Raw genomic sequence first — 26,982 nt, 5'->3', positions numbered from 1 at the left:
TCTTTGCGCGCCCCTATTCTTCAATCATCCAAAAAATACATCACCGGCGGCGATCGCCTGCTGCGTGCCGGCGCCGGTATCGAGCAACAACCTGCCGTCGTGGTCAATACCGACAAAACGGCCCGAAAGCGATCGATCCGGCAGGTTGACGGTGATCGTCTCGCCAATGCCGCGCGCCGCCGAACGCCAAAGTTCAACGATCTTGCCGATGCCCGTGCCGCGATCCCAGAGCGCGAGCATCTCGGCCACGGCGAGAAAGAGATGTGCGAACAGTTCCTCGGGAGACGCCGACGCCCCTTCGCGACGAAGAGATGTCGCAGGATAGAGCGCCCCTTCGGGCGCGACACCGACATTCACTCCGAAACCGATGACCAGCGCCCGGCGGCCATCGGCAAGCTCCTCCCCTTCGAGAAGAATGCCGCATGCCTTCTTTCCATCGATGAGGATGTCGTTTGGCCATTTGATCTCAACCGGCGCTGCCGCCGGCGGCATCACCATCCGGATCGCCCGGTGCGCCGCCACCGCGACTGCAAGAGGCAGGGAATGCAGGCGCGCGATCGGTGCCGGATCGATGAGAAGCAGCGATGCGTAGAGATTGCCAGGCTCGGAAAACCAGGCGCGGCCGCGACGGCCGCGACCGCCCGTCTGGCGCCCGGCGGTGATCCAGAGGTTGCCTGGGTCGCCTTCGCGCGCCCTCGCCAGGCACTCGCTGTTGGTCGAGACGGTCTCGGCAAGCGCGACGTGCCGGAAGTCGTCAAGCGAAATCCGGCCGCCGCCCTTCCCGCCGGTCAAAAGAAGGTCCGGGCCGCAACTTCCGCGGCGCTTCCGAGCGGACCGCCGATCAGCACGTACCCGAGAACGAACAGACCGGAAAGGCCGAAGACAAGACGCAGTTCGCCGGCAGTGCGGGCAAATTCACCCTTGGCTTCATCGAACCACATGACCTTGATCACGCGCAGGTAATAATAGGCGCCGACGACGGACGCGAGCACGCCTATGATCGCGAGCGCGTAGAGATGCGCCTCGATGGCGGCGACGAACACGAAATACTTCGCGAAGAAACCTGCGAGCGGCGGAATGCCGGCCAGCGAAAACATCAGGACCGTCAGCACCGTTGCCATGAACGGATTGGTCTGCGAGAGGCCGGCAAGATCATCGATGTTCTCGACGTGCTCGCCTTCCTTGCGGCGCATGGCGAGAATGCAGGCAAAGGTGCCGAGAGTCATGATCATGTAGATCAGCATGTAGAGGATCACGCCGCGCACTCCGGCCATCGAGCCGGCCGCAAGGCCGACCAGGGCATAGCCCATGTGGCCAATCGAGGAATAGGCCATCAGCCGTTTGATGTTCCTCTGGCCGATTGCCGCGAAGGCACCGAGCAGCATGGAAGCGATCGAGATGAAGACGATGATCTGCTGCCAGTCGGCCACGACGGGCTCGAAGGCTTCGATAACGATGCGAACGAGCATCGCCATTGCCGCAACCTTCGGTGCGGCTGCAAAGAAGGCGGTCACCGGCGTCGGTGCGCCTTCGTAAACGTCCGGCGTCCACATGTGGAACGGAACCGCGGAAATTTTGAAGGCGAGGCCGGCGAGGATGAATACCAGGCCGAAGACCAGGCCGAGCGAACGGCCTTCCGCCGTCAGCGCCGCAGCGATCTCGTCGAAGCCGGTATGGCCGGTGAAACCGTAAACGAGCGACATGCCGTAAAGCATCATGCCCGATGACAGGGCACCGAGAACGAAATATTTCAACCCGGCTTCTGTCGAACGGATGCTGTCACGATTGATCGCCGCTACGACGTAGAGGGCGAGCGACTGCAATTCCAGCGACAGGTAGAGCGAGATCAGGTCGTTGGCGGAGATCATCAGCAGCATGCCGAGGGTCGCCAGAACCAGGAGCACCGGAAACTCGAAACGGTCGATCTGGGCCGAGCGGGCATGACCGACGGTCATCACCATCGCAGTAATGGAGCCGATCAGCGCCAGGACCTTCATGAATTTGGCGAAGGGATCGGAGAGGAAGGCGCCGCCATAGGCCTCGCCCTCGCCCGTCTTCAGGACGAGCCACAGCCCGGCGATGATCAGCAATGCGACCGCAAGCCCGGTTACCGTCGGCGTGGACCGTTCGCTCGAAAAGACGCCGATCATCAACAGTACCATCGCGCCGACCGCGAGGATCAGTTCGGGGACCGAGAGTTGCAGGCTTGCAAAGAGGGTTTCAGCAGTCATGTCCAGTCACGTCCTGTGGTCATTGCACCGAAAGCGCAACGTCTTGCGCTGCCTGCAGGGCTGCGGAGTAGTTGTTGACGAGCAGATCCACGGAAGCCGCCGTCGCATCGAAGACCGGTGCCGGATAGACACCGAAGAAGATCGTCAGGATCACCAGCGGGTAAAGAATGAGCTTCTCGCGCGCCGACAGATCGAGCAGCGCCTTCAGGCTCTCCTTCTCGAGCGCACCGAAGATCACCCGACGGTAGAGCCAAAGCGCATAGGCGGCCGACAGAATGACGCCGGTGGTCGCGAAGAAGGCGACCCAGGTATTGGCGCGGAAGGCGCCGACCAGCGTCAGCACTTCGCCGACGAAGCCCGAGGTGCCCGGAAGGCCGACGTTTGCCATGGTGAAGACCATGAAGGCGACCGCATATTTCGGCATGTTGTTGACGAGGCCGCCATAGGCAGCGATCTCGCGGGTGTGCAGCCGGTCATAGACGACGCCGACGCAAAGGAAGAGCGCGCCAGAGACGACGCCATGCGACAACATCTGGAAGATGGCGCCCTGGACGCCCTGCGTGTTGGCGGCGAAAGTGCCCATGGTCACATAGCCCATGTGCGCCACCGAGGAATAGGCGATCAGCTTCTTGATGTCGGTCTGCATCATCGCCACCAGCGAGGTGTAGATGATCGCGATGATCGAGAGCGTGAAGACGAACGGCGCGAAATAGTCCGACGCGAGAGGGAACATCGGCAGCGAGAAGCGCAGGAAGCCATAGCCGCCGAGCTTCAGCAGGATGCCCGCCAGGATCACGGAGCCCGCCGTCGGGGCCTGGACGTGCGCGTCCGGAAGCCATGTGTGAACCGGCCACATCGGCATCTTCACCGCGAAGGAGGCGAAGAAGGCAAGCCACAGCCAGGTCTGCATCCCGCGCGGGAACTTGTAGGCGAGCAGTTCCGTGATGTCGGTCGTGCCAGCCTGCCAATACATCGCCATGATGGCGAGCAGCATCAGCACCGAGCCAAGCAGCGTGTAGAGGAAGAACTTGTAGCTCGCATAGACGCGATCCTTGCCGCCCCAGACGCCGATGATGATGAACATCGGAATGAGGCCTGCTTCGAAGAACACGTAGAAGAGCACGATATCGAGCGAGACGAAGACGCCCAGCATCAGCGTTTCCAGTATCAGAAACGCGATCATGTATTCCTTCAGGCGCTTCTCGATCGTGAGCCAGCTTGCGAGCACGCAGAATGGCATCAAGAGAGCCGTCAGAGGCAAGAACAGAACGGAAATGCCGTCAATGCCGAGATGATAGGAGATGCCGGTACCGAGCCATTCGCGCTTCTCGACCATCTGGAAGCCGGGGTTCGAGGCGTCGAACTGATACCAGATGTAGAGCGATACGGCGAAGGTGAAGATCGTCGTCAGCAGCGACACGTTCAGGATGTTGCGGCGGCCGTAGACGCTGTCTTCCCTTGTCAGCAAGAGAAGCAGAACGCCGACGAGCGGCATGAACGTGACCGCGGAAAGTACGGGCCAATCGGTCATCAGAAGGAACTCCCGAGCATCATCCATGTAACGAGCGCAGCGATGCCGATCAGCATGGCGAACGCGTAGTGATAGAGGTAACCGGTCTGCAGCCGGACGACGCGGTCGGTCACGTCGAGAACGCGTGCCGCAACACCATTCGGTCCGAAGCCATCGATCACCCGGCCGTCACCCTCCTTCCAGAGGAAGGTGCCGAGACGCTTTGCGGTGCGGACGAAGAGGAAATCGTACAGTTCGTCGAAATACCACTTGTTGAGCAGGAACTGGTAGAGACCACGGTGTTGCTGCGCGAGATATTTCGGCGTCTCCGGCGAGCGGATGTACATGTACCAGGCAGTGTAGAGACCAAGCGCCATGGCCACGAACGGGCTCCATTTCACCCAAAGCGGAACATGGTGGTATTCCTCGAGAATTTCGTTTTCAGGCAGTGTGAAGAGAGAGCCCTGCCAGAACTCGACATAGTGATGGCCGAAGAAATAATCATGGAACAGGAAGCCCGCGAAGAGCGCGCCGGCGCCGAGGATATAGAGCGGCACCAGCATAACCTGCGGTGACTCGTGGACGTGATGCATGACATCCGAAGAAGCCCGCGGCCTGCCGTGGAACGTCATGAAGGTCAGACGCCATGAATAGAAGCTCGTGAACAGAGCGGCGATCACGAGAAGAATGAAGGCGACGCCGGAAACGGCACCATGCGAGGCGAAGGTGGATTCGATGATCGCATCCTTCGAGAAAAAGCCGGCAGTGCCGATGACGGTTCCCGGAATGCCGACGCCGGTCAGCGCGATCGTGCCGATGAACATCATCCAGTAGGTGACCGGGATGTGCGTGCGCAGTCCGCCCATATAACGCATGTCCTGCTCTCCATCGACGGCGTGGATCACCGAACCGGCGCCGAGGAACAGGAGCGCCTTGAAGAAGGCGTGCGTGAAGAGGTGGAAGATAGCGGCACCATAGGCGCCGACGCCGAGTGCCACGAACATGTAGCCGAGCTGCGAGCAGGTCGAGTAGGCGATGACGCGCTTGATATCGTTCTGGACGAGGCCGACGGTTGCGGCAAAGAAAGCCGTGATGGCACCGATCAGGGTAACGACCGTCAGCGCATCGGGCGAGAGCTCGAACAGCGGCGACATGCGGGCAACGAGGAAGACACCGGCGGTGACCATGGTTGCGGCATGGATGAGGGCCGACACCGGCGTCGGGCCCTCCATCGCGTCCGGCAGCCAAGTGTGCAACAAGAACTGCGCCGACTTGCCCATTGCGCCCATGAAGAGCAGCAGGCAGGTGGCGGTCAAGGCATGCGCCTTGTCGAGCTGCATACCGAACAGCGTGATGACGGCTTCCCCTGCCTCGGCACCTTCCGCCGGCAGATAGCTTTGTGCGGCCGCAAAGATGGTTTCGAGGTTGATCGAACCGAAGAGCACGAAGACGCAGAAGATTCCGAGCGAGAAACCGAAGTCACCAACACGGTTGACGATGAAGGCCTTGATCGCCGCCGCGTTGGCGGAAGGCTTCTTGTACCAGAAGCCGATCAACAGATAGGAGGCCAAGCCCACGCCTTCCCAGCCGAAGAACATCTGCAAGAGGTTGTCCGACGTGATCAGCGTCAGCATCGCAAAGGTGAAGAGCGACAGATAGGCGAAGAAGCGCGGCCGATGCGGATCATGATGCATGTATCCGATCGAATAGACGTGCACGAGCGTCGAAACCGTGTTGACCACCACGAACATGACCGCGGTCAGGGTGTCGACACGGAAGGCCCATTCGACATCGAAGCTGCCGGACTGGATCCAGCGCAACACCGAGACCTTGATCATTTCCTCTTCGCCGAGCGCGACATCGAAGAAAACGAGCCAGGACAGCGCGACCGCGATGATCATCAATCCGCTTGTCACATATTCGGATGCCTTCGCACCGATCTGCGTGCCGAGAAGACCCGCAATGAGAAAGCCGATCAGAGGCAAAAAGACGATAGCCTTGATAATGGTGTCCATAGCCCAATCAGCCCTTCATCATGTTGACGTCTTCGACGGCGATCGAGCCGCGGTTGCGATAGAAGACGACGAGAATTGCAAGCCCGATGGCCGCCTCGGCGGCCGCCACGGTCAGGATGAACAGCGCGAAGACCTGACCGGTGATGTCGTTGAGGAAGGCCGAGAAGGCCACCATGTTGATATTGACCGCGAGCAGGATGAGTTCCACCGACATCAGGATGACGATGACGTTCTTCCGATTGAGAAAGATGCCGAAGACGCCGAGCGTGAACAGGATGGCGCTGACGGTCAGATAGTGGGAAATTCCGATTTCCATGTTGTAGTTCCTCGACCTCGCGTCCGGCTTAGATGCCCTGCCCGGGCTTGACCGTGACCACCTCGACGGCGGTCTCCGGTGTGCGGGCAACCTGGCGCGGAATGCTCTGGCGCTTGATGTTCTGGCGGTGACGGAGCGTCAGCACGATGGCGCCGATCATGGCGACGAGCAGCACGAGCCCCGCAATCTGGAAGAAGTAGATGTAGTGGGTGTAGAGAACGTCGCCGAGTGCGGCGGTATTCGTCCGCTCGGTTGCCGCCGGGATCGGCATCGAGATGCCCTTGGCGATTTCCGGCGAGAACGTGGTGCCGCCGACGACGACGATGAGCTCGGCCGCAAGGATCAACCCGATCAGCGCGCCGATCGGCGCATATTCAAGCACGCCCGCACGCAGTTCCGCGAAATCAATGTCGAGCATCATGACGACGAACAGGAACAGAACAGCCACCGCGCCGACATAGACGACGAGCAGGATCATCGCCAGGAACTCGGCCCCCGTCAGCAGGAAGAGCCCTGCCGAGTTAAAGAAGGTCAGGATCAGGAACAGAACGGAGTAAACCGGATTCTTGGCCGCAATGACCATGAATGCCGATGCCACCGCAATGAAGGCAAAGAGATAGAAAAAAAGAACCTGCAGACCCATGATCGGTGCCTTTTTCGTCTTGCTCGGCGTGAAGGCGCCTGCCCCCACTCCACGGGCAATGCCGGACACGGTCCGGCCAAATGCCCAGTACCTGTTTCACATGCACCGCTCGGAAGCGGCGCGATGCAGCGTCACGCGGATAGCCTCAGCGGTAGGGCGAGTCCATCGCGATGTTACGCGCGATTTCCCGTTCCCACCGGTCGCCGTTGGCGAGCAGCTTCTCCTTGTCGTAGTAAAGCTCTTCGCGCGTTTCGGTGGCGAATTCGAAGTTCGGCCCCTCGACGATGGCGTCGACCGGACAGGCCTCCTGGCAGAAACCGCAATAGATGCACTTCACCATGTCGATGTCGTAGCGCACCGTGCGACGCGTGCCGTCGTTGCGGCGCGGGCCGGCTTCGATGGTGATTGCCTGGGCAGGACAGATCGCCTCGCACAGCTTGCAGGCGATGCAGCGCTCCTCCCCGTTCGGATAGCGGCGAAGCGCATGTTCGCCGCGGAACCGCGGACTGACCGGGCCCTTTTCGAAGGGGTAGTTCACGGTTGCCTTCGGCCTGAAGAAATAGCGCATCGACAGGAAGAATGCGCCGACGAATTCCTTGAGGAACAGCGAGTTGACGGCTTGCGAAAGACCGGCCATCATTTACCTCCAAACTTGCCGGCATCGGAGACACCGGCGGTATTCAGCGAAGCTTGAGCGGACATCAAGCCCACCCCATCAGCTTCAGAACGAATGCGACGATCACGACCATGGCGAGCGACAGCGGAAGGAAGACCTTCCAGCCAAGTCGCATCAGCTGATCGTAGCGGTAGCGCGGCACGAACGCCTTGACCATGGCGAACATGAAGAAGACGAACGAGGCCTTGAGCACGAACCAGACGATGCCCGGGACCCAGTTCAGCAACCAGATGTCAACCGGGGGCAGCCAGCCGCCGAGGAACAGGATCGTCGTCAGCGCGCACATCAGGCAGATCGCCGCATATTCGCCGAGCATGAACATCATGTACGGAGTGGAGCCGTATTCGACCATGAAGCCGGCGACGAGTTCGGATTCGGCTTCGGGCAGGTCGAAGGGCGGACGGTTCGTCTCGGCAAGGGCCGAGATGAAGAACACGATGAACATCGGAAAGAGCGACAGCCAGTGCCAGTCGAGGAACGAAGCCGGCAGGCCAATCATCGTTCCGAGACCGTCGTTCTGAGCGATGACGATGTCCGTCAGGTTGAGCGAGCCGACGCAAAGCAGCACCGTGACGATGACGAAGCCGATCGAGACTTCGTAGGACACCATCTGCGCGGCGGAACGCAATGCGCCGAGGAAGGGATACTTCGAGTTCGACGCCCATCCGCCCATGATGATGCCATAAACTTCGAGAGAAGATATGGCGAAGACGAAGAGGATACCGACGTTGATGTTCGCGATCACCCAGTTTGCATTGAGCGGAATGACCGCCCAGGCGGCGAGAGCAAGCGTCACCGAGACCAGCGGCGCAAGCAGGAAGATCGTCTTGTTGGCGCCGGCCGGAATGACCGGCTCCTTGAAGACGAATTTCAGGAGGTCGGCGAAGGACTGGAACAGTCCCCACGGGCCAACGACGTTCGGGCCGCGGCGAAGCTGCACGGCCGCCCAGACCTTACGATCGGCCAGCAGAACATAGGCGATAAAGAGCAGCAGCGCGACCAGCAGCAACAGCGACTGGGCGACCATGATGATCGCAGGCCAGAGATAGGTCGAAACGAAAGCGTCCATGATACTCTATTCCCTCGCGCTCATTCCGCCGCAGCTTTGAAATTGTTGCGTGCCAAAGCCGAGCATTCGGCCATCACGGCGGATGCGCGCGCTATCGGGTTCGTCAAATAGAAGTCTTTGACCGGAGACGCAAACACGGATTTCGCCATCTCACTGGCTTTTTGTGCGAGTGCGGCAATTTCATCGCTGCGGCCCGCAGCAATCGTGTCATTCTCGGCGAAATGCGGATGAGCCGCATAGAGCTTCGCGCGCAATTCACCAAGCGAATCAAAGGGCAGCTTTCGGCCGAGCACATCGGAAAGCGCCCGGATGATGGCCCAGTCCTCGCGCGCATCGCCCGGTGCGAAGCCGGCGCGGTTGCCCATCTGCACCCGCCCTTCGGTGTTCACCCAGATTCCGGACTTTTCGGTGTAGGTCGCGCCTGGAAGAATGACATCGGCTGCATGTGCGCCGTTGTCGCCATGCGAACCGATATAGACGGTGAAGCCGGCTTTGCGTGCCGAAAGGTCGAGCTCGTCCGCGCCGAGCAGGAACAGCACTTCCGCGCTGCCGACCATATCGGCTGCCGAGTTGCCGCCCTCCCCGGGGACGAAGCCGAGATCGAGCCCGCCGACGCGGGAGGCAGCCGTATGAAGAACGGCAAAACCGTTCCAGTCTGTGCCGACCGCGCCAACCGCGACCGCGAGCTTTGCGGCGTTTGCGAGAACGGCCGCACCGCCCTGCCCTGCCAGCGCGCCCTGGCCGACGATGATCAGCGGGCGCTGCGCCTTCTTCAAGGTAGCGAAGAACTTGGCCTTGCCGGAAAGGAGTTCGGTCAGCATGTCGCTGCCGGCGCCGAGATATTCGTATTCGTAACGCAGCTCGCTCTGTTCGCCGATCACGGCGATCGGGAAGTTGCCCATGCGGTAACGCTTGCGGATGCGCGCATTGAGCACGGACGCTTCGAAACGCGGATTGGAGCCGATGATAAGCAGCGCATCGGCGCTTTCGATGCCCTGAATCGTCGGGTTGAAGATATAGCTCGCGCGGCCGAGCGACGGGTCGAGCGCTGCGCCATCCTGCCGGCAGTCGATATTCTGCGAGCCGAGCGACGAAACGAGTTCCTTCAGCGCGTACATTTCCTCGACAGAAGCGAGATCGCCGGCGATCGCGCCGATCTTGTCGCCCGAGGTCTTCGCAACGGCAGCCTTGATCGCCTGGAACGCCTCGCTCCAGCTTGCGGGCTGAAGGCGACCGTCCTTCCTGACGTAAGGGCGGTCAAGGCGCTGTGTCTTCAGGCCATCCCAAATGAAACGGGTCTTGTCGGAGATCCATTCCTCGTTGATGTCCTCGTTGACGCGCGGCATGATGCGCATGACTTCGCGGCCGCGCGTGTCGACGCGGATCGCCGAGCCGAGCGCGTCCATGACGTCGATCGATTCGGTCTTGTTCAGTTCCCACGGGCGCGCCGTGAAGGCGAATGGCTTGGACGTCAGGGCGCCGACCGGGCAGAGGTCGACGACATTGCCCTGCAGTTCGGACGTCATCGCCTGCTCGAGATAGGTAGTGATCTCGGCGTCCTCGCCGCGACCGATGAGACCGAGTTCGGCAATGCCGGCGACTTCAGTCGTGAAGCGGACGCAACGCGTGCAGTGGATGCAGCGGTTCATTACCGTCTTCACCAGCGGGCCGATATACTTGTCCTCGACCGCGCGCTTGTTCTCCTGATAGCGCGAGCTGTCGATGCCGAAGGCCATGGCCTGGTCCTGCAGGTCGCACTCACCGCCCTGATCGCAGATCGGGCAGTCGAGCGGATGGTTGATCAGCAGGAATTCCATGACGCCTTCTCGTGCCTTCTTGACCATAGGCGTGGTCGTGAAGACTTCCGGCACTTCGCCGTTTGGGCCGGGGCGGAGATCGCGCACGCCCATGGCGCAGGAAGCAGCCGGCTTCGGCGGCCCGCCCTTCACCTCGATCAGACACATGCGGCAGTTGCCGGCAACCGAAAGCCGCTCATGGAAACAGAAGCGCGGAACCTCGGCGCCGGCTTCCTCACACGCCTGAAGCAGCGTGAAATGATCCGGGACCTCGATCTCTTTTCCGTCGACTTTCAGCTTTGCCATCTTCGCACTCAATCCTGTCTTCCGTCCGCCTGCCTCTCGGCGGCGGACATTCCTTTATAGCCATGCCGCTTGCCTGGCGATGGCCGCAGAGGGTCATCGCCTCATCTCTCATCACGCGCCATTGAGCGCCTTCGCCTGCCCCACCCAGTCGTCGCGCAGGATACGGCCGTCGAAGCCGAGTTCCTTATCCAGCCGCGCCACATCCGCCTCGCTCCAGCCGGCGATGTCCGCAAAGCGGCGAATGCCCCTGGCGTTCAAGACCTGCTCAAGCTTGGGACCGATGCCGGGAATCCGCTTGAGGTCATCGGCCGCTACCTGCCTTGCCTCCTTGGCGGGCGCCTTCGTTTTCGCCTTCGGCCTGGATACCTTGGAAGACCGCGCAACAACGGGGGCTGGCGAAGCTTCTGGCGCTTGCTGCACCGCCTGTCTGGCCGGCGCGACCGTTGGCGCCGGCTTGGCCCGCGCCGGGATGCCTTTCTGCATGGCACCGACAGCGCCCTGCATGGCGCCGAACATGATGCCGGCGATGTGACTGGACAGGCCGAAACCAAGCGCCGTTGCCGCGGCAACCGCCGCCGCCGGATGCGCCATCAGCGGGTACGGCGGGAGATTCTGCATGTTTTTCATCCATTCGGCCATGCCGAACGGATCGGCCGGGTCGACGTCGACGGGCCGCGCGAATGGAATGGCTACGCCGACCTTCTCGCTGCTCTGTCCGTCTTTGCGTACCCCGGCCATCGGTCGTTACTCCGCTGCTTCGAGCACCGCGCCGTGCGACGTCGCGTTGCGTGTGTATTCGTCGATGCGCTTTTCGATCTCCGGACGGAAGTTGCGGATGAGGCCCTGAACCGGCCAGGCGGCCGCATCGCCGAGCGCACAGATCGTGTGCCCCTCGATCTGCTTCGTCACATCGAAAAGCATGTCGATCTCGCGCTTCTGCGCGCGGCCCTGCACCATGCGCTCCATGACGCGCCACATCCACCCCGTGCCCTCGCGGCACGGCGTGCACTGACCGCAGCTCTCGTGCTTGAAGAATGCCGAGATGCGGGCGATCGCCTTGATGATGTCGGTCGACCGGTCCATGACGATCGCGGCTGCGGTACCGAAGGACGACTTCACCTCGCGCAGGCCGTCGAAGTCCATCGGGCAGTCGATGATGTCTTCGGCCTTGACCACCGGGCACGACGCACCTCCCGGAATGACGGCCAGGAGGTTATCCCAGCCACCGCGGATGCCGCCGGCGTGCTTTTCGATCAGCTCGCGGAACGTGATGCCCATCGCCTCTTCGACCGTGCACGGCTTGTTGACGTGGCCGGAAATCATGAACAGCTTCGTGCCGACGTTGTTCGGCCGGCCGATGGAGGAGAACCAGCCGGCGCCGCGGCGCAGGATCGTCGGGGCAACCGCGATCGACTCGACGTTATTGACGGTCGTCGGGCAGCCGTAGAGACCCATGTTCGCCGGGAATGGCGGCTTCAGACGCGGTTGACCCTTCTTGCCCTCGAGGCTTTCGAGCAGCGCGGTCTCCTCACCGCAGATATAGGCGCCGGCGCCGTGATGGACGTAGATGTCCATGTCCCAGCCGTGCTTGTTGTTCTTCCCGAGCAGGCCCGCGTCATAGCACTCGTCGATCGCAGCCTGCAGCGCCTCGCGCTCTCGGATATATTCGCCGCGTACATAGATGTAGGCAGTGTGGGCACCCATGGCGAAGCTCGCAATCAGGCAGCCTTCGATCAGCGTGTGCGGATCGTGGCGCATGATGTCGCGGTCCTTGCAGGTCCCCGGCTCCGACTCGTCGGCATTGACGACCAGATAGTGCGGCCGGCCGTCACTTTCCTTCGGCATGAAGGACCACTTCAGGCCTGTCGGGAAGCCCGCACCGCCACGGCCGCGAAGGCCGGAAGCCTTCATCTCGTTGATGATCCAGTCGCGGCCCTTTTCAAGGATCTGCTTGGTGCCGTCCCAATGGCCGCGCGCCATGGCGCCGCGCAGGGACTTGTCCTTCAGGCCGTAGAGATTGGTAAAGATGCGATCTTCATCTTTTAGCATGGTTCACCTCTTTACCGCGGCTTCTTGCCGAAAACCTTGATGTATTCGGCTTCGCCGCCCTTGGCGAGCGCCTTGGCCTGCTTGACCCAATCGTCGCGCTCGATGCGGCCCCTGAAATTCAGATACCCGTCGACCCATTCGCGCTCGGCCTTTTTCCAGGAAGCGACCTGGGCGAAGGTGTAGATGCCAAGCTCGTTCAGGATGCCTTCGATCTTGGGGCCGACGCCCGAGATCAGCTTGAGATCGTCGACGACAGCCGGCTTCTCAATGCCCGCCGGGCGGTCCTTGTCCTCGAGGGACGGCCGGCCTGTGACCGCAGGCTTCGCCGGCTTGGACTTGTCAATCGTCTCGCCTTCGGTCTTGGCGATTGCGGCCGCTTCTTTTCTTGCGGTCGCCGGAGTCTTTAATGTCGGGTTGGTGACGGCGCTTGCGGTCTTCGGCCTTCCCGCGTTCGCCGGCGGCACGCTGACAGCCGGCTCGCTCGACGCCTTTTTTGCCCGAGCGGGGCTGTTCTTAATCGCCGGGTCCGCCGTCAGCAATGTCGTCGGACCGCCAACGGGCGCGGAATAGACGCGATCGATCTGCGGGCCGGGCTTGATCTCCGCGCCCTTGCCTGCTTCGAAACCGTCGATGATCTGTTCCAGCCGCTCAGGCGTCAGGTCTTCGAAAGTATCCTTGAAGATCATCACCATCGGAGCGTTCACGCAGGCGCCCTGACATTCGACTTCTTCCCACGACAGCGACCCACTCTCGTTCAGAGCAAAGGGTTCCGAAGCAATCTTCCTCTTGCAGACCTTGATCAGATCCTCGGCGCCACGCAGCATGCACGGCGTCGTTCCGCAAACCTGCACATGCGCGCGCGTACCGACGGGTTTCAGTTGGAACTGCGTGTAGAAAGTCGCAACTTCGAGAACGCGGATATAGGGCATGCCGAGCATGTCTGCGATCGACTCGATCGCCGCCTTCGTCACCCAGCCGTCCTGCTCTTGGGCGCGCATCAGCAGGGGAATGACCGCCGACTGCTCGCGGCCCTTCGGGTATTTCTTGATCGTTGCCTTGGCCCAGGCAGCATTCTCTTTGTTGAATGCAAAGCTCGCTGGCTGGACAGTGTCTTCGGCTAGTCGACGAACGGACATTCTAGTGGACACCTTATCAGTTAATCGAACCACACCGCGATTTCGCCACCGAGACGAATTCGCAGGCATAGGCTGACTGGTCTTTCTGCAAAAATACGATGTAGCGCGTGCCGTTGGCGACCGCGGCCTTGATCTCATAGCCCTTCGACAGGAGTGCGGACATGGAGCCGCCGCGCAAGGCCTGGGACGACGCGCTGTCCACTTCCTCCTGGGCCGATGCCGCAGAAGTGAACGCAAGAAGCCCGAGAACGGCAAGCGGCGCCAGACGCATCAGCGGTCTACCTCGCCGAAAACGATGTCCAGGGAGCCCAGCACAGCCGAGACGTCGGCAAGCTGGTGTCCGCGACAGAGGAAGTCCATGGCCTGCAGATGCGCGTAGCCCGGCGCGCGGATCTTGCATCGGTACGGCTTGTTGGAGCCGTCGGAGACGAGATAGACGCCGAACTCGCCCTTCGGCGCTTCGACCGCAGCGTAAACTTCGCCGGCCGGTACATGGTAGCCCTCGGTGTAGAGCTTGAAATGGTGGATCAGCGCCTCCATCGAGCGCTTCATCTCGCCGCGCTTCGGAGGCACGATCTTGCCGTCCATCGACGAGACCGGCCCCGCCTTCGCGTCGCCGAGCAGACGGTTCACGCACTGGCGCATGATTTTTGCCGCCTCGCGCATCTCGATCATGCGGATCAGATAGCGGTCGTAGCAGTCGCCGTTCTTGCCGATCGGGATATCGAATTCGAGATCGGAATAGCATTCATAGGGCTGCGCACGGCGGAGATCCCAGGCGGCACCCGAGCCGCGCACCATGACGCCGGAGAAGCCCCAGGCCCATGCATCCTCCAGCTTGACGACGCCGATGTCGACGTTGCGCTGCTTGAAGATGCGGTTTCCGGTGAGGAGCTCGTCGATATCGTCAACGGTCTTCAGGAACGGGTCGATCCACTTGCCGATATCCTCGACCAACTGGTGCGGCAGGTCCTGATGCACGCCGCCCGGACGGATATAGGCCGAGTGCATGCGGGCACCGCAGGCGCGTTCGTAGAAGACCATCAGCTTCTCGCGCTCTTCGAAGCCCCAGAGCGGCGGCGTCAACGCGCCGACGTCCATCGCCTGCGTCGTCACGTTGAGAAGATGCGAAAGGATACGGCCGATTTCCGAATAGAGGACGCGGATAAGCTGTCCGCGGATCGGCACCTGCGTGTCCGTCAATCTCTCAATGGCCAGCGCGAAGGCGTGCTCCTGGTTCATCGGCGCGACGTAGTCGAGACGGTCGAAATAAGGTATCGCCTGCAGGTAGGTCTTGGTCTCGATCAGCTTCTCGGTGCCCCGATGCAGGAGCCCAATATGCGGATCGACGCGCTCAACGATCTCGCCGTCGAGCTCCAGCACGAGCCGTAGAACGCCGTGCGCCGCCGGGTGCTGCGGACCGAAATTGATGTTGAAGTTGCGGACGTTGTGTTCGGTCATACCGATTGCTCCAGGCCGGATGACATCCTCGGCGGATCGTCACGGGCCGACTTAACTCAGCGTGCCTTCGCCTTTTCATCACCGGGCAGGACGTATTCGGTCCCTTCCCACGGCGAGAGGAAATCGAAGTTGCGAAATTCCTGCTTCAATTCGACGGGCTCATAGACGACGCGTTTGACCTCGTCGTCGTAACGAACTTCGACGAAGCCGGTGACCGGGAAGTCCTTGCGCAGCGGATGGCCCTCGAAGCCGTAATCCGTCAGGATGCGCCGCAGGTCCGGATGGCCGGTGAAGAGAATGCCGTACAGGTCGTAGGCTTCCCGCTCGAACCAGTCTGCGCCCGGGTAAACAGCCGTCGCAGACGGCACAGGCTCGCCCTCTGCAGTCTTGACCTTCACGCGGATGCGCAGGTTCTGCCGCGGCGAGAGCAGGTGATAGACGACGTCGAAACGATCCGGCCGCTGCGGCCAGTCGACGCCGCAGACGTCGACCAGGTTGACGAAGGCGCACTGCACGTCATCGCGCAGGAACGTCAGCAGCGCCACGACGTTTTCCGCCTTGGTCGTCACCGTCAGTTCGCCGAAGGTGATGGATGCGTCGACGATCAGCGCGCCGCGCATCTCGCGAAGATAGGAGGCAAGCTCGTTCAGGGCTTCACTCATGTCAAAGAACCCCCTGCCCTTAGCGCTCGATCGTGCCGGTTCGGCGGATCTTCTTCTGCAGCAGAAGCACGCCATAGAGCAGCGCTTCTGCCGTGGGAGGACAGCCTGGCACGTAGATGTCGACGGGCACGACACGGTCGCAACCGCGTACGACCGAATAGGAATAGTGATAGTAGCCGCCACCGTTGGCACAGGAGCCCATCGAGATGACATAGCGCGGCTCCGGCATCTGGTCGTAGACCTTGCGAAGCGCGGGCGCCATCTTGTTGGTCAACGTACCGGCGACGATCATGACGTCGGATTGGCGCGGCGAGGCACGCGGCGCGAACCCGAAACGTTCGGCGTCATAGCGCGGCATCGACATCTGCATCATTTCGACGGCGCAACAGGCAAGACCGAAGGTCATCCACATCAGCGAACCGGTACGCGCCCAGTTGATCAGTTCGTCGGTTGAGGTAACGAGAAAACCCTTATCGGCGAGCTCATTGTTGATCTCGCCGAAGAAAGCGTCATTGCTGCCAATCGGCTTGCCGGTCGAGGGATCGATAATCCCCTTCGGCTGCGGCGCAACGAGCGTGGTGCCGGACATCAATTCCATTCCAGCGCTCCCTTTTTCCATTCATAGATAAAGCCGACCGTCAGCACCAGGAGGAAGACCATCATCGACCAGAAGCCAAACCAGCCCATTTCCCTGAACGAAACGGCCCAAGGGAAGAGGAAAGCCACTTCCAGATCGAAGATGATGAAGAGGATCGACACGAGATAGAAACGGACGTCGAACTTCATGCGGGCGTCGTCAAACGCGTTGAAGCCGCACTCGTACGCCGACAGCTTTTCCGAATCAGGCGCCTTGAAGGCGACGGCGAAGGGGGCGACCAGGAGCGCGAGGCCGATCACAAGAGCGATTCCAATGAAAATCGCGATCGGAACATAGGAACCGAGAAGTTCAGTCATTGTTATCCGTCCCTGCCTGCGGGAGAGCGCCGGAGAGGCACTTGAACAACAAATCTCGCAGGCCGAAAAATATGTTGCAACGCCAGAGTGGTTAGCGCAGCCCGCGCCCGCGCGCAAGCCTTCAAGGGGCATTTAAACCGCTTCGCGACACCGGATGAAGTGGCATTATTCGGCGCAGCAGCGACAAAACGCGCATTTGCGGGAATCGACGAACCTTACCGTAGACGATGGCCCACCGAGACAGATTGCCGCAATGCAAAAAATGCCAAAATCCGGACCATCAGAACCGATCGAAGGACAGGAGAAATGGCGCGAGTGACGGGGCTCGAACCCGCGACCTCCGGCGTGACAGGCCGGCACTCTAACCGACTGAGCTACACCCGCGCATCATGACCACGCGTGGTCATTATTACATCATCGGCACATTTTGAGAATGCCGCTGGTTTGCCTTTCAAGAGTGGCGCGAGTGACGGGGCTCGAACCCGCGACCTCCGGCGTGACAGGCCGGCACTCTAACCGACTGAGCTACACCCGCATCATCTTGACTAGGCCGGAGCGACTTTCGTGCGCCCCGCATCAAAGCGGCCCTGCCGTTCGATGAGCGGCTAACTAAGCGGTTCGCATTTGGGTGTCAAGCGTGTTTGAAGACAAATCCGTGACGGAGCGAATTTTGATCCACAGCCGACTTCGCGACACGAAATCAGACACTGCACGAGACGCCAGTGGGCGACCTGTCGCCTCCGCGCACTTTCTTTGCCGATCGTCGGCCGCCGGATACGTCCACGAGAAGCCGTGCCTCGTCTGACGACACCGCCACACTCGCGGGAGGTTGTCCACAGGCGGCGACGATGCGCTCCGGTGCGCGAAACGGTGTTCATAAAAAAAATCAAAAAAACCTCTCAAATGCTCTTGCGGTTTTTCCCGGTTGCGCATAGATCACGCCCACCGACGCGGCGGACACGTGTTCGAAACGCGAACGGGCGATTAGCTCAGTTGGTAGAGCGCCTCGTTTACACCGAGGATGTCGGGAGTTCGAGTCTCTCATCGCCCACCATTTCATCCGATAGAATCCGACGACTTGAACCACAGCGGCGTGCGCCTCCTCAAACCGGCGCGCCTCGTCACGTTCCGCTATACTGCTCAACCGTCACGTGTTCGAGCCAATCCACGACCTTGCCGTCGAGCGCTTCCTGGATCGCGATATGGGTCATGGCCGTGTCCGGCCCGGCGCCGTGCCAGTGTTTTTCGCCCGGCGGAAACCACACGACGTCGCCCGCGCGAATCTCCCGCAACGCCCCGCCCCAGCTTTGTGCGAGTCCACGGCCAGCCGTCACGATCAAGGTCTGGCCGAGCGGATGCGTATGCCAGGCCGTGCGTGCGCCGGGCTCGAACGTCACGGTGACGGCGCGAACGCGCGCCGGCTCAGGTGCCTCCAGCACGGGATCCTGCCGCACCGATCCGGTGAAGTACTCCGCCGCCCCGCGCACAGAAGGCCGCGATCCGCATTCCATGATTTCCATCGGGGAGTCCTCCGTGTTGTCGATCCAATATCCAAGACAGCGTGAAGCGGGCGCGCTTCGGTTAAAGCCTGTGAATGGTTACTGACGGGCACGCGTCCCGCGCGACATCGCACAGATGTTCGTGGTGGGTAAGATAGATCACCTGCCCGACTCGCGCCATGTCCGCCATCAGCTCGAAGGCACGGCCGGCGCGATCGTCGTCGAATGTTTCCATGATGTCGTCGGCGATAAACGGTAGCGCCTCCCTGGCGGCAGCAACCTCGTGGTAGCCGGCAATCCTGAGAGCGAGATAAAGCTGAAACCGTGTGCCTTTCGAAAGATCGCCGGCGAGCTTCGACCCGCCCGAGGCGACATTCGCGATCAGGAATTCCTGCCCCTTGTCCGCATGCGTGGAGAGGCCGGAATATTCGCCGCCGCTGATCTTCATGAACATCCGGGAAGCGCGTTGCATCATGGCGCTGCGGTGGCGCTCGCGAAATAGCCGTAGCGCCTGCTCGGCGGCAACCACGCCGGCCCTCAGTCGCAAATAACCGATCGCCCTGTTTTCGATGTCTAGAAGCAACGTCCGGCGCCGCTGCTCCAATTCAGCGACCGTGTCCCCACCTTCGACGCCGGCAATCGCCTTTTCCGCGCTCCGCACCTCCGCATGCAGTTCGCTGACATCGCGATCGGCAGCGTCAATCGCCTCCTCCAACCTGGCGAGGTCGTGGCGCAATTGCGTCTCGTCGACCGCAGCGAGGATTGTCTCCGCCTCTTCGCATGTGGCCACGCAAAGCCGTGTCACAAGATCATTCTCAAGCTCGGCGAGCCTTTGCCGCAACCTCTCCTGCTCGCGCACTGCGTCAAGGCAAGCGCCGGCGTCGTCAAGCGTTGTGCATCCAAAGAAATCGAGAATGACCTGTTTTGCGCAGAGATGGAGTCGCTCCTCCGCGCGCAGCGCTCTTAGGTTCTCCTCCATTCGCTCGATGCTGGCAAGGACTGCCCCGCGGCGCTCTTGCTGCTGATGAGCAGTACTTATTCGGTCGCGCAAGGACGCGAAGAGAACCAGCGGATCGCCTGCGGTCTGCTTCAGCCCGAATGTTTCGGCCAGATTTGAAACTGCGTCGCAGAACGCAGCCTGATCCTTGCGCATGCCGGCGATTCGATGATCGAGATCAGCCTTGCGCTGCATCAGCTTGTCGAAGTCCTGCAAGACGGTGATCATAGGCCCAATCTCTTGTGGAACAGGCCGCTCGATCCGGCCAGCAAGCCAGGTCAATGCGAGCGCCTCGTCCCATTCCCGCTGCCAGGCCGCCATCTCGGCCTCGACGATCGCAAGCACCGCCTCACGGCCTTCCAGCGATTCCGAAGTCCTGCGATGCTGCTCAACAGCAGCACGATGCGCGGCGGCGGCCGTCTGCGCCTCGGAGACGACACGCTCGGCGACCACCAGCAGGCCGTCCAAGCGTCCTGGCACGTTCTCGGTCACTCCAACCCGGGCAAGTTCGTCCTGAAGCGTGCTGACGGTCGTCGCTTCTTCGCAGGCCGCCCGCTCGTGCTGCTGGCGCGCCGCACGCAAAGCCACCCGTATTTCCAACGCGGCGGCACGCGTCGCCAACCAGGCGTCAAGTTGCGGCAACAGCATGACGTTAGGTAAACCGCAGGCGCTTGCGGCCTCACCCACCGCCGCGTCCAACTCCCCGCGCTCCCTGACCGCTGTGCTCTTCTTTGCTCTTCAAGTTCCTGCAAGCGGGCGCGCCGTTCGGCAATCGCGCATGTCAGGCCGCGTATCTCTGCGAGCCGTTCCGCCTGCCTCAAACGGAACGCGGTGGCTCGATCATCCTCCTTCAGCAGCGTCTCGAAGGTGCCCGCCGTGGCGTCATCCAGCCGAAGGCGGTGCGCCTGCCACGCGAGATCGCGCCGCTGGCGCAACTCGCCCGCGGCCGCGTCGTCCACAGCGCCGCCGAAAGACTTGAACGCCGCAAGACGCGCTTCATCTCCAGCCTGACGCTCGCTTTCATCTGCGATCCTGGCGTCGAGGCGCAATCTCCGTTCCGCCTGCAGCGCTACCTCCGCCCGCCAGGCCTCGACCATGCCAGGCGCCGGAACGCAAACCGCCGCAAGCTCGTCGGCATTTCCGTCGAACGGCCGGAGCGCTTCGAGCTTGTCGGAAAGTTCCGCCTCCAGTCGGTCGACCTCGCGTCTTGCTGCCTGTTGACGAAGCAGGCAATCGCTCTGGCGAGCCAGCCGCAGACGTTCGGTGAGATGGCTGAGGTCCTTCCCGCCTCCACCCAGCCCGGAAAAGTTTGCGGTCGGCCTCCTGCCACTGCCACTTTGCTTTCCCCGCCTCCTCGCGCGCGGATGAGAGCCTTTCGGCGAGCATCGCATGTCGCCGTACGAGATCCTGCAGCCGGGCGCCGACTGCGGCGGGCAAGAGTAGTACGACGGGATCGGGATTGCCCGCCTCACCGAGACGGACGAGACAGGCCTCGATCCCGCTTGACGTAACGGCAAGCTCTTCAAGGCGAGACGGCATGTCCCGCGCGGCCGTCAGATAGCGGGCGTCGAGCGCGGTTTCGCGAAGCACCTTGAACCGGTCCGCAAGCGTCAGCGCCAGGTCGTCCAAAGGCAGGTCTTCCAGCTCTTCGCGCCGGAGGCGCAATTCCTCGCTCAGTTGTAGAAACCGGGCGGCGATTTCCGCTTCCGTTTTGCGAAGCGCCGGCAGTTCGCTCCACCATTCCGAAGGCGGCAGCGGCAGAGCTTCTTGCCGCGCGAGTTCTTCCTGCGCCGCGCGCAGCCGCCCGAGAAGCGGCAGACAGTCGAGCTGCGCACGCACCCGGTCCCGGCCAACGCGCAATTCCGTGCGCTGCGCCGACGCCCTGTCATGGCGCTCGCGGGCGCTTGCCAGCGCCTTGCGAAGCGACGCATATTCGCGCGCGTTGATGTCGACCGCGTTGCGCTCGACCTTCAGCGCATCGAGTTCGCCCCTCAGTTCGGCGAGTCCGTGCTTTCGCCCTTGCGGCCTGTAGAAGGCATCCGCCTCGGCGCGCAAGTTCGCCAGCACGGCGCTGCTATCCGGCAGGCCGGAACTCGCCGAGAAGAGGAGCGAACCAAGCTCTCCCTCGCTCTTCAGAATGCTTTCCCCGCCCTGTTCAATGCTGTCATCGTCCAGCGAGAACATCATTCGATAGGTCGCACGATCGATAGAGCCGAGGGCGGCCGAAAAGAGATTTTCCGGCAGCGGCTGTTCATCGGAGCTGATCAGGCTGTTTGCATTGCGCTTGATGCGGTAGGCGTGATGTCGCCGACCGCCGGTTTCGACGATGCCACCGACACGCATCGTCTGGTACGGGTGCAAAAAGCCATAGGGGCTGAGGCGCTCGATCCCGAAAAGCAGATCGAGAAAACCGGCAAACAACGTCGACTTGCCGGCCTCATTCGGACCGTAGACAAGGTGAAAGTCCGGTTGCCCGGATTTGGCGTCGCCGAAATCGAGGCTCCGCCCGGTGAACTTGCCGTAGCGCACAAGGTCGAGTTGCTGCAGCCGCATCAATCGCCACCCTTGGCGGCGGCGTGGAGATGTGCCAGCACATCCGCGCTCCCCATCAGCCCGGCACTCATCACCAGTTCTTCAAGCGCGCTTTCATCGGGCGCAAGCGTCTGTCGCAGCTCAAGTGGCAACTGCTGCAAGAGCTCTTCGGCGACAGTTCTTATTTCCTTCCGAAAGCCGAAGCCCGGTAGCACCTCGTTTTCGACAAGGGCGGCAAGTTCCTCCACCGGCTCTCGCGAAGGCCGATCGTATTCATCTCGCGGCTCCCGGCAGTGAAGCTCAATTTTCTCTACCCAGCATCCACTGAGCCCAACAGCAATGTTCGTGAGCTCGGTTTCCAAAAGATCCGCGTCTCTTCTCAGGCGCCAGGCAAGCGGAGAAGCGCCCGTCAGCGATAAACGCAGAATGAGGTTCTCCGCCGAGATCTGGTGTCGGAGTCGGGCGAGTGCACGGGTCACCAGATCCAACGCGTCGCGCCATTCCACCGCGCCGGTGATATCCACGGAAAGCCGCTCAAACACGGCCGCGCCGATCGAGCGCTCCTCGATCTCGACACGTCCGTCGTCGTCGATCGTCACGACGGTTACGCCCTTCGCACCCCCTTCGTTGATGTCGCGACCCTGCGGCATGCCCGGCATGACGACAAAGGGCTGCGTGCTGTGCACCTGGCGCTGGTGAACATGGCCGAGCGCCCAATAGTCGAAGCCATGCCGTTGGAGATCGGCGACACTGCAGGGCGCATAGCGATCATGCCCCTCCGAACCGGAAAGGCTCGTGTGCAGCATGCCGATGTTGATCGCTTCGGCGACCGGCGGATGGAAGGACGGCAGCAGGCTCTCCGGTGCGTGCGGATTGGCGAAGCTCACCCCGTGAACATGAACTGTCCTCCCGTTTGCCATTGCCTTGGCAAGCATCGGCTTGCTCCGCCCCTGGAAGACGTGAACGGAAGGTGGCAGCGTCAGTTCGCGCGTTACCTGGGATTGGGCGTCATGGTTGCCGCGAATGAGAAACGTCCTGATGCCGGCCTCGTCCAGGCGACGCAGCTCGCCGGCGAGAAAAAGCGCCGTGTTCATGGAGGTCTGGCTGCCGTCATAGAGGTCGCCGGCGATCAACAGGGCGTCGACGCTTTCGGCGATACACAGGTCGACGATCTTTGCCAATGCGCCTCGGGTGGCGCCGCGCACGAGATCGGCGAGCTCCGCATTCCTGAGAGCCAGGCTTCGCAAGGGTGAATCGAGGTGGAGGTCTGCGGTGTGAACGAAGCGGAAGGGCATGGCCGGACCATGGCCCGGCGCTGCCTCGCCCGTCAATGGCGCCCAATCACTCGACCACAGGCGATCCGGTCACCATCCCCAACGTCGTCGGCCTCACCAACAAGATCGCTTTCCTTTCAACGGATCGCGCAGCCGATTGCGCCGACCCTATACAACCGCAGACAGCAATTCTTCGCCTCACAACATTGACGGCCCTCTACAACGCGGGCCGTTTCCTTTTGCTGAATAAGCGCACCTTAAGAATTAGGAGGTTTTTGTCGACAAATGTGCCAATTGTAACTATCAATAGTGTTACTGCCATTTGACATGGCACCTCAACATATACCTATGACGGTCATGAAGAAGACAATCGAAGTTTCCGAGAAGCTGTTCGAACTTTATCATCGCGTTCATCGATTGGTGAACGAGTCGATGACGGAGGAAGGCGTATCGCTTGCCCGAAGCAAGTTCCTGTTCTTTCTGAGCAAGCTCGGCCCTTGCCGATCCACCGATATCGCCTGCGCGCTCAACTTCGCGCCACGCACAGTCACCGAGGCGATCGACGGGCTGGAGCGCGACCGTCTGGTGATGAGGAAGCCTGACCCCGAGGACCGCCGCGCGAAAATCGTCTCGATCACAGAGACCGGCCGGGTCGTGCTCGAAGCGGCCGAACATCCGCGCAAGCAGCTCATTGAGGAAATCTTTTCGGCACTCGACGACGAGCAGCTGGACCAGCTTTACGAAATCGTCAGGCAACTCGTGGAGAAGACCGACGAAATTCGCAAACGCAAGGAAGAAGCCGAAGAGGCTGAGGTGGCCGTCGCGCGCTAGAGACGCCCACCATCCACGAAGTTCCCAGAAAAATCAGAAAGAGGCCGGAACGTCATGTCCCGGCCTCTTTCATTTTCTCCAGGCGTTTGCGGTTACATCGCGTCGATGGCGCCGATGGAGAAGAACAGGGTTTCGCCGGAGGAATCGTCGACGCCGTCGTTGTCCGTGACCACATAACCGTTGCCAGCCGCATCGACAGTGAAGCCCTCGACCTTGTCGACGACATAGCCGTTCAGCGCTTTCAATTCCGGAATGAGGTCACGCACCTCTTCCTTCTTGACGACCGGCAGTTCGCCGCCGAGTGCAGCCGGCTTCAGATCAGCAAGTGCAACGCGGTAAAGCTTCTTGAGCCCAGCCGCCTCACCGATCAGATTGTCGCGCTCGATGATGTAGGCGTAGCTGCCGTGGACGGAGATTTCCGAAAGGCCGACCCAGCCATCTTCGGACTTGTCGAGCGGATACCGCACGCCACCCCATTCCTTGGTCGCCGGACTATAGGAGACGATCTTGACGAAGCCCTTCTCGTCATCCTTCCATTCGCGCTGAACCGCCATCCAGAGAACCTGATCGTCGCCCTCGCCGACCGTCGCGATGCCTTCGAAGCCATAGCGGATCTCGTTCGCGCGCAGCGCTTCCGGCAGCGCGATCTCTTCCTTGATCTCGCCCTTCTTGTTCACATGGAAAATCGCGTGGCTGTAGAGCTTGTCCGAGTTGCCTTCCGAGGCGAGCCAGAAGCCGCCTTCGCCATCATTGGCGATGCCTTCGATGTCGAGCTTCTGGGCCGGCACACCGTCACGGGTGATCGGCAGAGCTTCGGTGATCACGGCCGGCTTCTGCGAGGCGTCGATCGTGAAAATCGTCGGCCGGGACGCGAAGACGGAATCGTTGACGGCGCGCAGGAAGCCCGGCTTGTCTTCGACCGCAGCGAGCCCCGAAAGAGCGCCGAAGCCTATAGGCAGTCCGTCCTTCTCCGAGGAGCGGATCTGCGGATAGGCGGCGTCGCCTTCCGCGCGTTCATAGATCATGACATGGGCGCGCGCGCCGCCGTCTTCGACGAGATCGACTTCGTTCGCCGTTGCGAACAGGTTACGATCCGAAATCGCCACTGCGCCCTCGGGAGATATTCCGGAGGGGAGAAGCTGGAGCAGCTCGGGTTCGGCGCCGGTGTCCTTGTAGACGCCAACGATCGAGGCGCGCTCCGAGAGCACGAAGAGGAGATTGTCGTCACCGAAGCGCGCCGCTTCGAGACCCTCCGGCTCAACGCCTTTCGCGGATGATCTCTTGTCCGGATAGTGGCCGATCGCCGCAATCGCATGCTCGAAGGCCGCGCCAGACTCGAACAGCACTTTGCCGGTCGTATCGAAGATCGTGAAACCGCGCGCTCCGCCTTCGTAGTCGCCCTCGTTGGCAACAACCAGTCGGTTGTCGTCGAGCCATTTCACCGCATCCGGCTCCCGCTTGCGGCCCGCCTGCTCGCCGGTAAACGAGATAGCACCGTCGCGCTTGGCGTCGATGTTCTTGAGATCGACCGTGCCGGCCGAAAAATGCGTCTTCACGGCGGCGGATTCGCCGTCGATGACGACGATGTGGTTGTTTTCCTGCAGCGTCAGGGCGATTTCGTCCTTGCCGTTGAAGGCAACGAATTCCGGCTCCGGATCTTCGCTGGCTGTCTCGGCGAGACCGGTCAGCGCCACATGCTTGATGCTCGCGCAGTCGGCGACACCATCCTTCAAGGAAAGAATGACGAGATCGCCCGCCGGCATCTGCGGAATCTCCCCGTCATTCACCTCCTCGTCGCGCTCGTTTTCGATCGCAATTGCGGCAAGCGTCTTGTCCTTATTGATCGCAACCGAATCCGGCTGGCCGCCAAGGTCGCAGGTCGCATCGATCTTCTTCGTCGCAAGATCGACGACGGCGACAAGACCGGAGGGCTTGGTGAAGCTTTCGCGCGTGTTGACGGCGACGAGGGCCTTCGTGCCGGCGACAGCAACCGATGTCGGTTCGCCATCAAAAGAGACGATGCCGCCCGCTTTCGGTGCCTTGGCATCGGTGATGTCGATGAAGCCGATGCGCTTGCCGGGGCTGTCGGAGTAGATGAGCGTTTTGCCATCTTCGCTTGCCGTTATGATTTCGGCCGAGGTCGCGGCTTTGCGATCCGCACCTTCCGGCAGATTGTCGGCGACGGCAAAGGATGCGATGCGGTTGAAAACCTGTTCTGCCTGCGCGGCTGACGCCGTCGATGCGGCGAGCGCTGCCGCCAATGCTGCGGTGATTGAAAATGTCTTCATGTGTCCCTCCGTGTCGCGACACATGGGCAAATATCCCTCACGCATGTGCCGCTGTTGGCATCCGGAATCGCTCGATCGTTTCACGCGCCGGATGGGAGGCTTTTGCAACCGTCCTGTAACAGCTCAATGACAGGAGATAGAAACGAAAAGAGGCCCGGGCGGACCGGGCCTCAATTGATCTGCTTGCGTGCTTCCGCCATCAGGCGGCTCCGCGGCAGATGAAACATGAACCTCTCTGCTGCCTATGTTCTCACGAGGGAAACGGGCAAGACAGGGTGCGATGTTCGCTCGGGTTCTCGAACCCCCGCAAACACCAGATTAGTTGACAGCGTCCTTCAGGCCCTTGCCGGCCGTGAACTTCGGCACGTTGCGTGCCGGGATGTCAACTTCCGCGCCCGTGGACGGGTTGCGGCCCTTCGAGGCTTCGCGGCGGGTCACGGAGAAATTGCCGAAACCGACGAGGCGGATATCGCCACCGTTCTTCAGCTCAGCCTGGATGGTCTCGAAAACTGCATCAACTGCAGAAGATGCATCGGTCTTGGAAAGTCCGGCCTTCTCAGCAACGGCAGACACGAGCTCATTTTTGTTCATGTTTCCACCCCTTTCATATGGTTCGAAACGACTGTCTTCCTAAGCCGGGGCGGCTTGCGCATCGCCCACGTCTTGCCATTCCCAATTGCGCCTAATCCCTTGGAATGCAAGGCTCGCGGAAGGCTTTTACAACAAAAAAGACCGGC

Annotated in this window: 22 protein-coding genes, 3 tRNA genes and 1 pseudogene; 2 read left to right on the top strand and 24 right to left on the bottom strand. The window is 61.4% G+C overall.

Going from position 1 to position 26,982, the window contains the following annotated elements; all coding sequences use genetic code 11:
* Positions 1-24 precede the first annotated feature (24 nt).
* From QN224_RS06500 to QN224_RS06410, 19 genes are all read right to left on the bottom strand, one after another.
* Positions 25-792, bottom strand: coding sequence for a biotin--[acetyl-CoA-carboxylase] ligase (locus tag QN224_RS06500; protein WP_283975970.1), 768 nt, complete (start codon positions 790-792; stop codon positions 25-27).
* Positions 789-2,231, bottom strand: coding sequence for an NADH-quinone oxidoreductase subunit NuoN (nuoN, locus tag QN224_RS06495; protein ID WP_283975969.1), 1,443 nt, complete (start codon positions 2,229-2,231; stop codon positions 789-791). The genes QN224_RS06500 and nuoN overlap by 4 nt, the downstream gene beginning before the upstream one ends.
* 19 nt (positions 2,232-2,250) lie before the next feature.
* Entirely contained in the window at positions 2,251-3,762 is a 1,512-nt protein-coding gene (locus QN224_RS06490) for an NADH-quinone oxidoreductase subunit M (RefSeq protein WP_173512543.1), read from the bottom strand.
* Positions 3,762-5,756 carry an NADH-quinone oxidoreductase subunit L gene (gene nuoL / locus QN224_RS06485; RefSeq protein WP_283975968.1) on the bottom strand — a complete coding sequence of 665 codons (1,995 nt, stop codon included), beginning with the start codon at positions 5,754-5,756 and terminating at the stop codon, positions 3,762-3,764. Before nuoL ends, QN224_RS06490 begins: the two co-directional genes overlap by 1 nt.
* A gap of 7 nt (positions 5,757-5,763) precedes the next feature.
* A complete protein-coding gene (nuoK, locus tag QN224_RS06480; protein WP_034803568.1) occupies positions 5,764-6,072 on the bottom strand; it encodes an NADH-quinone oxidoreductase subunit NuoK in 309 nt (102 codons plus the stop codon).
* 28 nt (positions 6,073-6,100) lie between these two features.
* Positions 6,101-6,715 (bottom strand): NADH-quinone oxidoreductase subunit J, encoded by a 615-nt coding sequence (locus tag QN224_RS06475; protein WP_269284280.1) that lies wholly within the window; start codon positions 6,713-6,715, stop codon positions 6,101-6,103.
* 145 nt (positions 6,716-6,860) lie between these two features.
* Positions 6,861-7,352 carry an NADH-quinone oxidoreductase subunit NuoI gene (gene nuoI, locus QN224_RS06470; RefSeq protein WP_136504284.1) on the bottom strand — a complete coding sequence of 164 codons (492 nt, stop codon included), beginning with the start codon at positions 7,350-7,352 and terminating at the stop codon, positions 6,861-6,863.
* Between the two features lie 64 nt (positions 7,353-7,416).
* On the bottom strand, positions 7,417-8,460 hold the full coding sequence (gene nuoH, locus QN224_RS06465) for an NADH-quinone oxidoreductase subunit NuoH (protein ID WP_283975967.1): 1,044 nt from the start codon (positions 8,458-8,460) through the stop codon (positions 7,417-7,419).
* A gap of 20 nt (positions 8,461-8,480) precedes the next feature.
* A complete protein-coding gene (gene nuoG, locus QN224_RS06460) occupies positions 8,481-10,562 on the bottom strand; it encodes an NADH-quinone oxidoreductase subunit NuoG (RefSeq protein ID WP_283975966.1) in 2,082 nt (693 codons plus the stop codon).
* A 111-nt stretch (positions 10,563-10,673) separates the two neighbouring features.
* Positions 10,674-11,300, bottom strand: coding sequence for an NADH:ubiquinone oxidoreductase (locus QN224_RS06455; protein ID WP_283975965.1), 627 nt, complete (start codon positions 11,298-11,300; stop codon positions 10,674-10,676).
* Between the two features lie 6 nt (positions 11,301-11,306).
* Complete coding sequence (gene nuoF, locus QN224_RS06450) at positions 11,307-12,611, bottom strand: NADH-quinone oxidoreductase subunit NuoF (protein WP_283975964.1); 1,305 nt, start codon at positions 12,609-12,611, stop codon at positions 11,307-11,309.
* 11 nt (positions 12,612-12,622) lie between these two features.
* The gene (locus QN224_RS06445; RefSeq protein ID WP_283975963.1) at positions 12,623-13,747 is read right to left on the bottom strand and encodes an NADH-quinone oxidoreductase subunit E; all 1,125 of its coding nucleotides are present in this window, start codon (positions 13,745-13,747) and stop codon (positions 12,623-12,625) included.
* Between the two features lie 16 nt (positions 13,748-13,763).
* The gene (locus QN224_RS06440; RefSeq protein WP_173512536.1) at positions 13,764-14,018 is read right to left on the bottom strand and encodes a hypothetical protein; all 255 of its coding nucleotides are present in this window, start codon (positions 14,016-14,018) and stop codon (positions 13,764-13,766) included.
* Positions 14,018-15,208 (bottom strand): NADH-quinone oxidoreductase subunit D, encoded by a 1,191-nt coding sequence (locus QN224_RS06435; RefSeq protein ID WP_283975962.1) that lies wholly within the window; start codon positions 15,206-15,208, stop codon positions 14,018-14,020. The genes QN224_RS06440 and QN224_RS06435 overlap by 1 nt, the downstream gene beginning before the upstream one ends.
* A 56-nt stretch (positions 15,209-15,264) precedes the next feature.
* Complete coding sequence (locus QN224_RS06430) at positions 15,265-15,870, bottom strand: NADH-quinone oxidoreductase subunit C (RefSeq protein WP_283975961.1); 606 nt, start codon at positions 15,868-15,870, stop codon at positions 15,265-15,267.
* 19 nt (positions 15,871-15,889) lie between these two features.
* On the bottom strand, positions 15,890-16,468 hold the full coding sequence (locus QN224_RS06425; protein WP_173512533.1) for an NADH-quinone oxidoreductase subunit B family protein: 579 nt from the start codon (positions 16,466-16,468) through the stop codon (positions 15,890-15,892).
* The gene (locus QN224_RS06420; protein WP_136504274.1) at positions 16,459-16,824 is read right to left on the bottom strand and encodes an NADH-quinone oxidoreductase subunit A; all 366 of its coding nucleotides are present in this window, start codon (positions 16,822-16,824) and stop codon (positions 16,459-16,461) included. Before QN224_RS06420 ends, QN224_RS06425 begins: the two co-directional genes overlap by 10 nt.
* Before the next feature lie 307 nt (positions 16,825-17,131).
* A tRNA-Asp gene (locus QN224_RS06415) sits at positions 17,132-17,208 on the bottom strand.
* Positions 17,209-17,282: 74 nt separating this feature from the next.
* Positions 17,283-17,359 (bottom strand) — tRNA-Asp (locus tag QN224_RS06410).
* Positions 17,360-17,802: 443 nt separating this feature from the next.
* Here QN224_RS06410 and QN224_RS06405 point away from each other — a divergent pair.
* Positions 17,803-17,878, top strand: a tRNA-Val gene (locus QN224_RS06405).
* Between the two features lie 67 nt (positions 17,879-17,945).
* Here QN224_RS06405 and QN224_RS06400 read toward each other — a convergent pair.
* The 3 genes and pseudogenes from QN224_RS06400 to QN224_RS06385 form a co-directional block, all read right to left on the bottom strand.
* Positions 17,946-18,344 (bottom strand): cupin domain-containing protein, encoded by a 399-nt coding sequence (locus tag QN224_RS06400; protein ID WP_173512532.1) that lies wholly within the window; start codon positions 18,342-18,344, stop codon positions 17,946-17,948.
* 61 nt (positions 18,345-18,405) lie between these two features.
* Positions 18,406-21,873: pseudogene (locus tag QN224_RS33845) on the bottom strand (AAA family ATPase).
* Complete coding sequence (locus QN224_RS06385; protein ID WP_283976107.1) at positions 21,873-23,147, bottom strand: exonuclease SbcCD subunit D; 1,275 nt, start codon at positions 23,145-23,147, stop codon at positions 21,873-21,875. Before QN224_RS06385 ends, QN224_RS33845 begins: the two are co-directional and overlap by 1 nt.
* A gap of 336 nt (positions 23,148-23,483) precedes the next feature.
* Here QN224_RS06385 and QN224_RS06380 point away from each other — a divergent pair, with 336 nt between their 5' ends.
* On the top strand, positions 23,484-23,957 hold the full coding sequence (locus QN224_RS06380; protein WP_173512530.1) for a MarR family winged helix-turn-helix transcriptional regulator: 474 nt from the start codon (positions 23,484-23,486) through the stop codon (positions 23,955-23,957).
* 92 nt (positions 23,958-24,049) lie between these two features.
* Here the strand turns inward: QN224_RS06380 and QN224_RS06375 are convergent, their stop codons facing one another.
* Together QN224_RS06375 and hupB are read right to left on the bottom strand one after the other, a co-directional pair.
* On the bottom strand, positions 24,050-26,245 hold the full coding sequence (locus QN224_RS06375; RefSeq protein WP_283975958.1) for an esterase-like activity of phytase family protein: 2,196 nt from the start codon (positions 26,243-26,245) through the stop codon (positions 24,050-24,052).
* 318 nt (positions 26,246-26,563) lie between these two features.
* Entirely contained in the window at positions 26,564-26,836 is a 273-nt protein-coding gene (gene hupB, locus QN224_RS06370) for a DNA-binding protein HupB (RefSeq protein ID WP_136504269.1), read from the bottom strand.
* Positions 26,837-26,982 lie beyond the last annotated feature (146 nt).

Origin of the sequence: Sinorhizobium sp. 7-81 (assembly GCF_030124405.1) — a bacterium.
Taxonomy (GTDB): domain Bacteria; phylum Pseudomonadota; class Alphaproteobacteria; order Rhizobiales; family Rhizobiaceae; genus Sinorhizobium; species Sinorhizobium psoraleae.
This window is presented reverse-complemented; position numbering and strand designations above follow the sequence as displayed.

Coding starts and splice junctions, on each gene's coding strand:
- nuoK (WP_034803568.1), bottom strand. CDS start 6,072: ATGGAAATCGGAATTTCCCACTATCTGACCGTCAGCGCCATCCTGTTC.
- QN224_RS06435 (WP_283975962.1), bottom strand. CDS start 15,208: ATGACCGAACACAACGTCCGCAACTTCAACATCAATTTCGGTCCGCAG.
- QN224_RS06475 (WP_269284280.1), bottom strand. CDS start 6,715: ATGGGTCTGCAGGTTCTTTTTTTCTATCTCTTTGCCTTCATTGCGGTG.
- QN224_RS06380 (WP_173512530.1), top strand. CDS start 23,484: ATGAAGAAGACAATCGAAGTTTCCGAGAAGCTGTTCGAACTTTATCAT.
- QN224_RS06420 (WP_136504274.1), bottom strand. CDS start 16,824: ATGACTGAACTTCTCGGTTCCTATGTTCCGATCGCGATTTTCATTGGA.
- QN224_RS06400 (WP_173512532.1), bottom strand. CDS start 18,344: ATGGAAATCATGGAATGCGGATCGCGGCCTTCTGTGCGCGGGGCGGCG.
- QN224_RS06490 (WP_173512543.1), bottom strand. CDS start 3,762: ATGACCGATTGGCCCGTACTTTCCGCGGTCACGTTCATGCCGCTCGTC.
- nuoI (WP_136504284.1), bottom strand. CDS start 7,352: ATGGCCGGTCTTTCGCAAGCCGTCAACTCGCTGTTCCTCAAGGAATTC.
- QN224_RS06445 (WP_283975963.1), bottom strand. CDS start 13,747: ATGTCCGTTCGTCGACTAGCCGAAGACACTGTCCAGCCAGCGAGCTTT.
- nuoL (WP_283975968.1), bottom strand. CDS start 5,756: ATGGACACCATTATCAAGGCTATCGTCTTTTTGCCTCTGATCGGCTTT.
- nuoF (WP_283975964.1), bottom strand. CDS start 12,611: ATGCTAAAAGATGAAGATCGCATCTTTACCAATCTCTACGGCCTGAAG.
- QN224_RS06440 (WP_173512536.1), bottom strand. CDS start 14,018: ATGCGTCTGGCGCCGCTTGCCGTTCTCGGGCTTCTTGCGTTCACTTCT.
- nuoN (WP_283975969.1), bottom strand. CDS start 2,231: ATGACTGCTGAAACCCTCTTTGCAAGCCTGCAACTCTCGGTCCCCGAA.
- QN224_RS06455 (WP_283975965.1), bottom strand. CDS start 11,300: ATGGCCGGGGTACGCAAAGACGGACAGAGCAGCGAGAAGGTCGGCGTA.
- QN224_RS06385 (WP_283976107.1), bottom strand. CDS start 23,147: ATGCCCTTCCGCTTCGTTCACACCGCAGACCTCCACCTCGATTCACCC.
- QN224_RS06375 (WP_283975958.1), bottom strand. CDS start 26,245: ATGAAGACATTTTCAATCACCGCAGCATTGGCGGCAGCGCTCGCCGCA.
- nuoH (WP_283975967.1), bottom strand. CDS start 8,460: ATGGACGCTTTCGTTTCGACCTATCTCTGGCCTGCGATCATCATGGTC.
- QN224_RS06425 (WP_173512533.1), bottom strand. CDS start 16,468: ATGGAATTGATGTCCGGCACCACGCTCGTTGCGCCGCAGCCGAAGGGG.
- nuoG (WP_283975966.1), bottom strand. CDS start 10,562: ATGGCAAAGCTGAAAGTCGACGGAAAAGAGATCGAGGTCCCGGATCAT.
- QN224_RS06430 (WP_283975961.1), bottom strand. CDS start 15,870: ATGAGTGAAGCCCTGAACGAGCTTGCCTCCTATCTTCGCGAGATGCGC.
- hupB (WP_136504269.1), bottom strand. CDS start 26,836: ATGAACAAAAATGAGCTCGTGTCTGCCGTTGCTGAGAAGGCCGGACTT.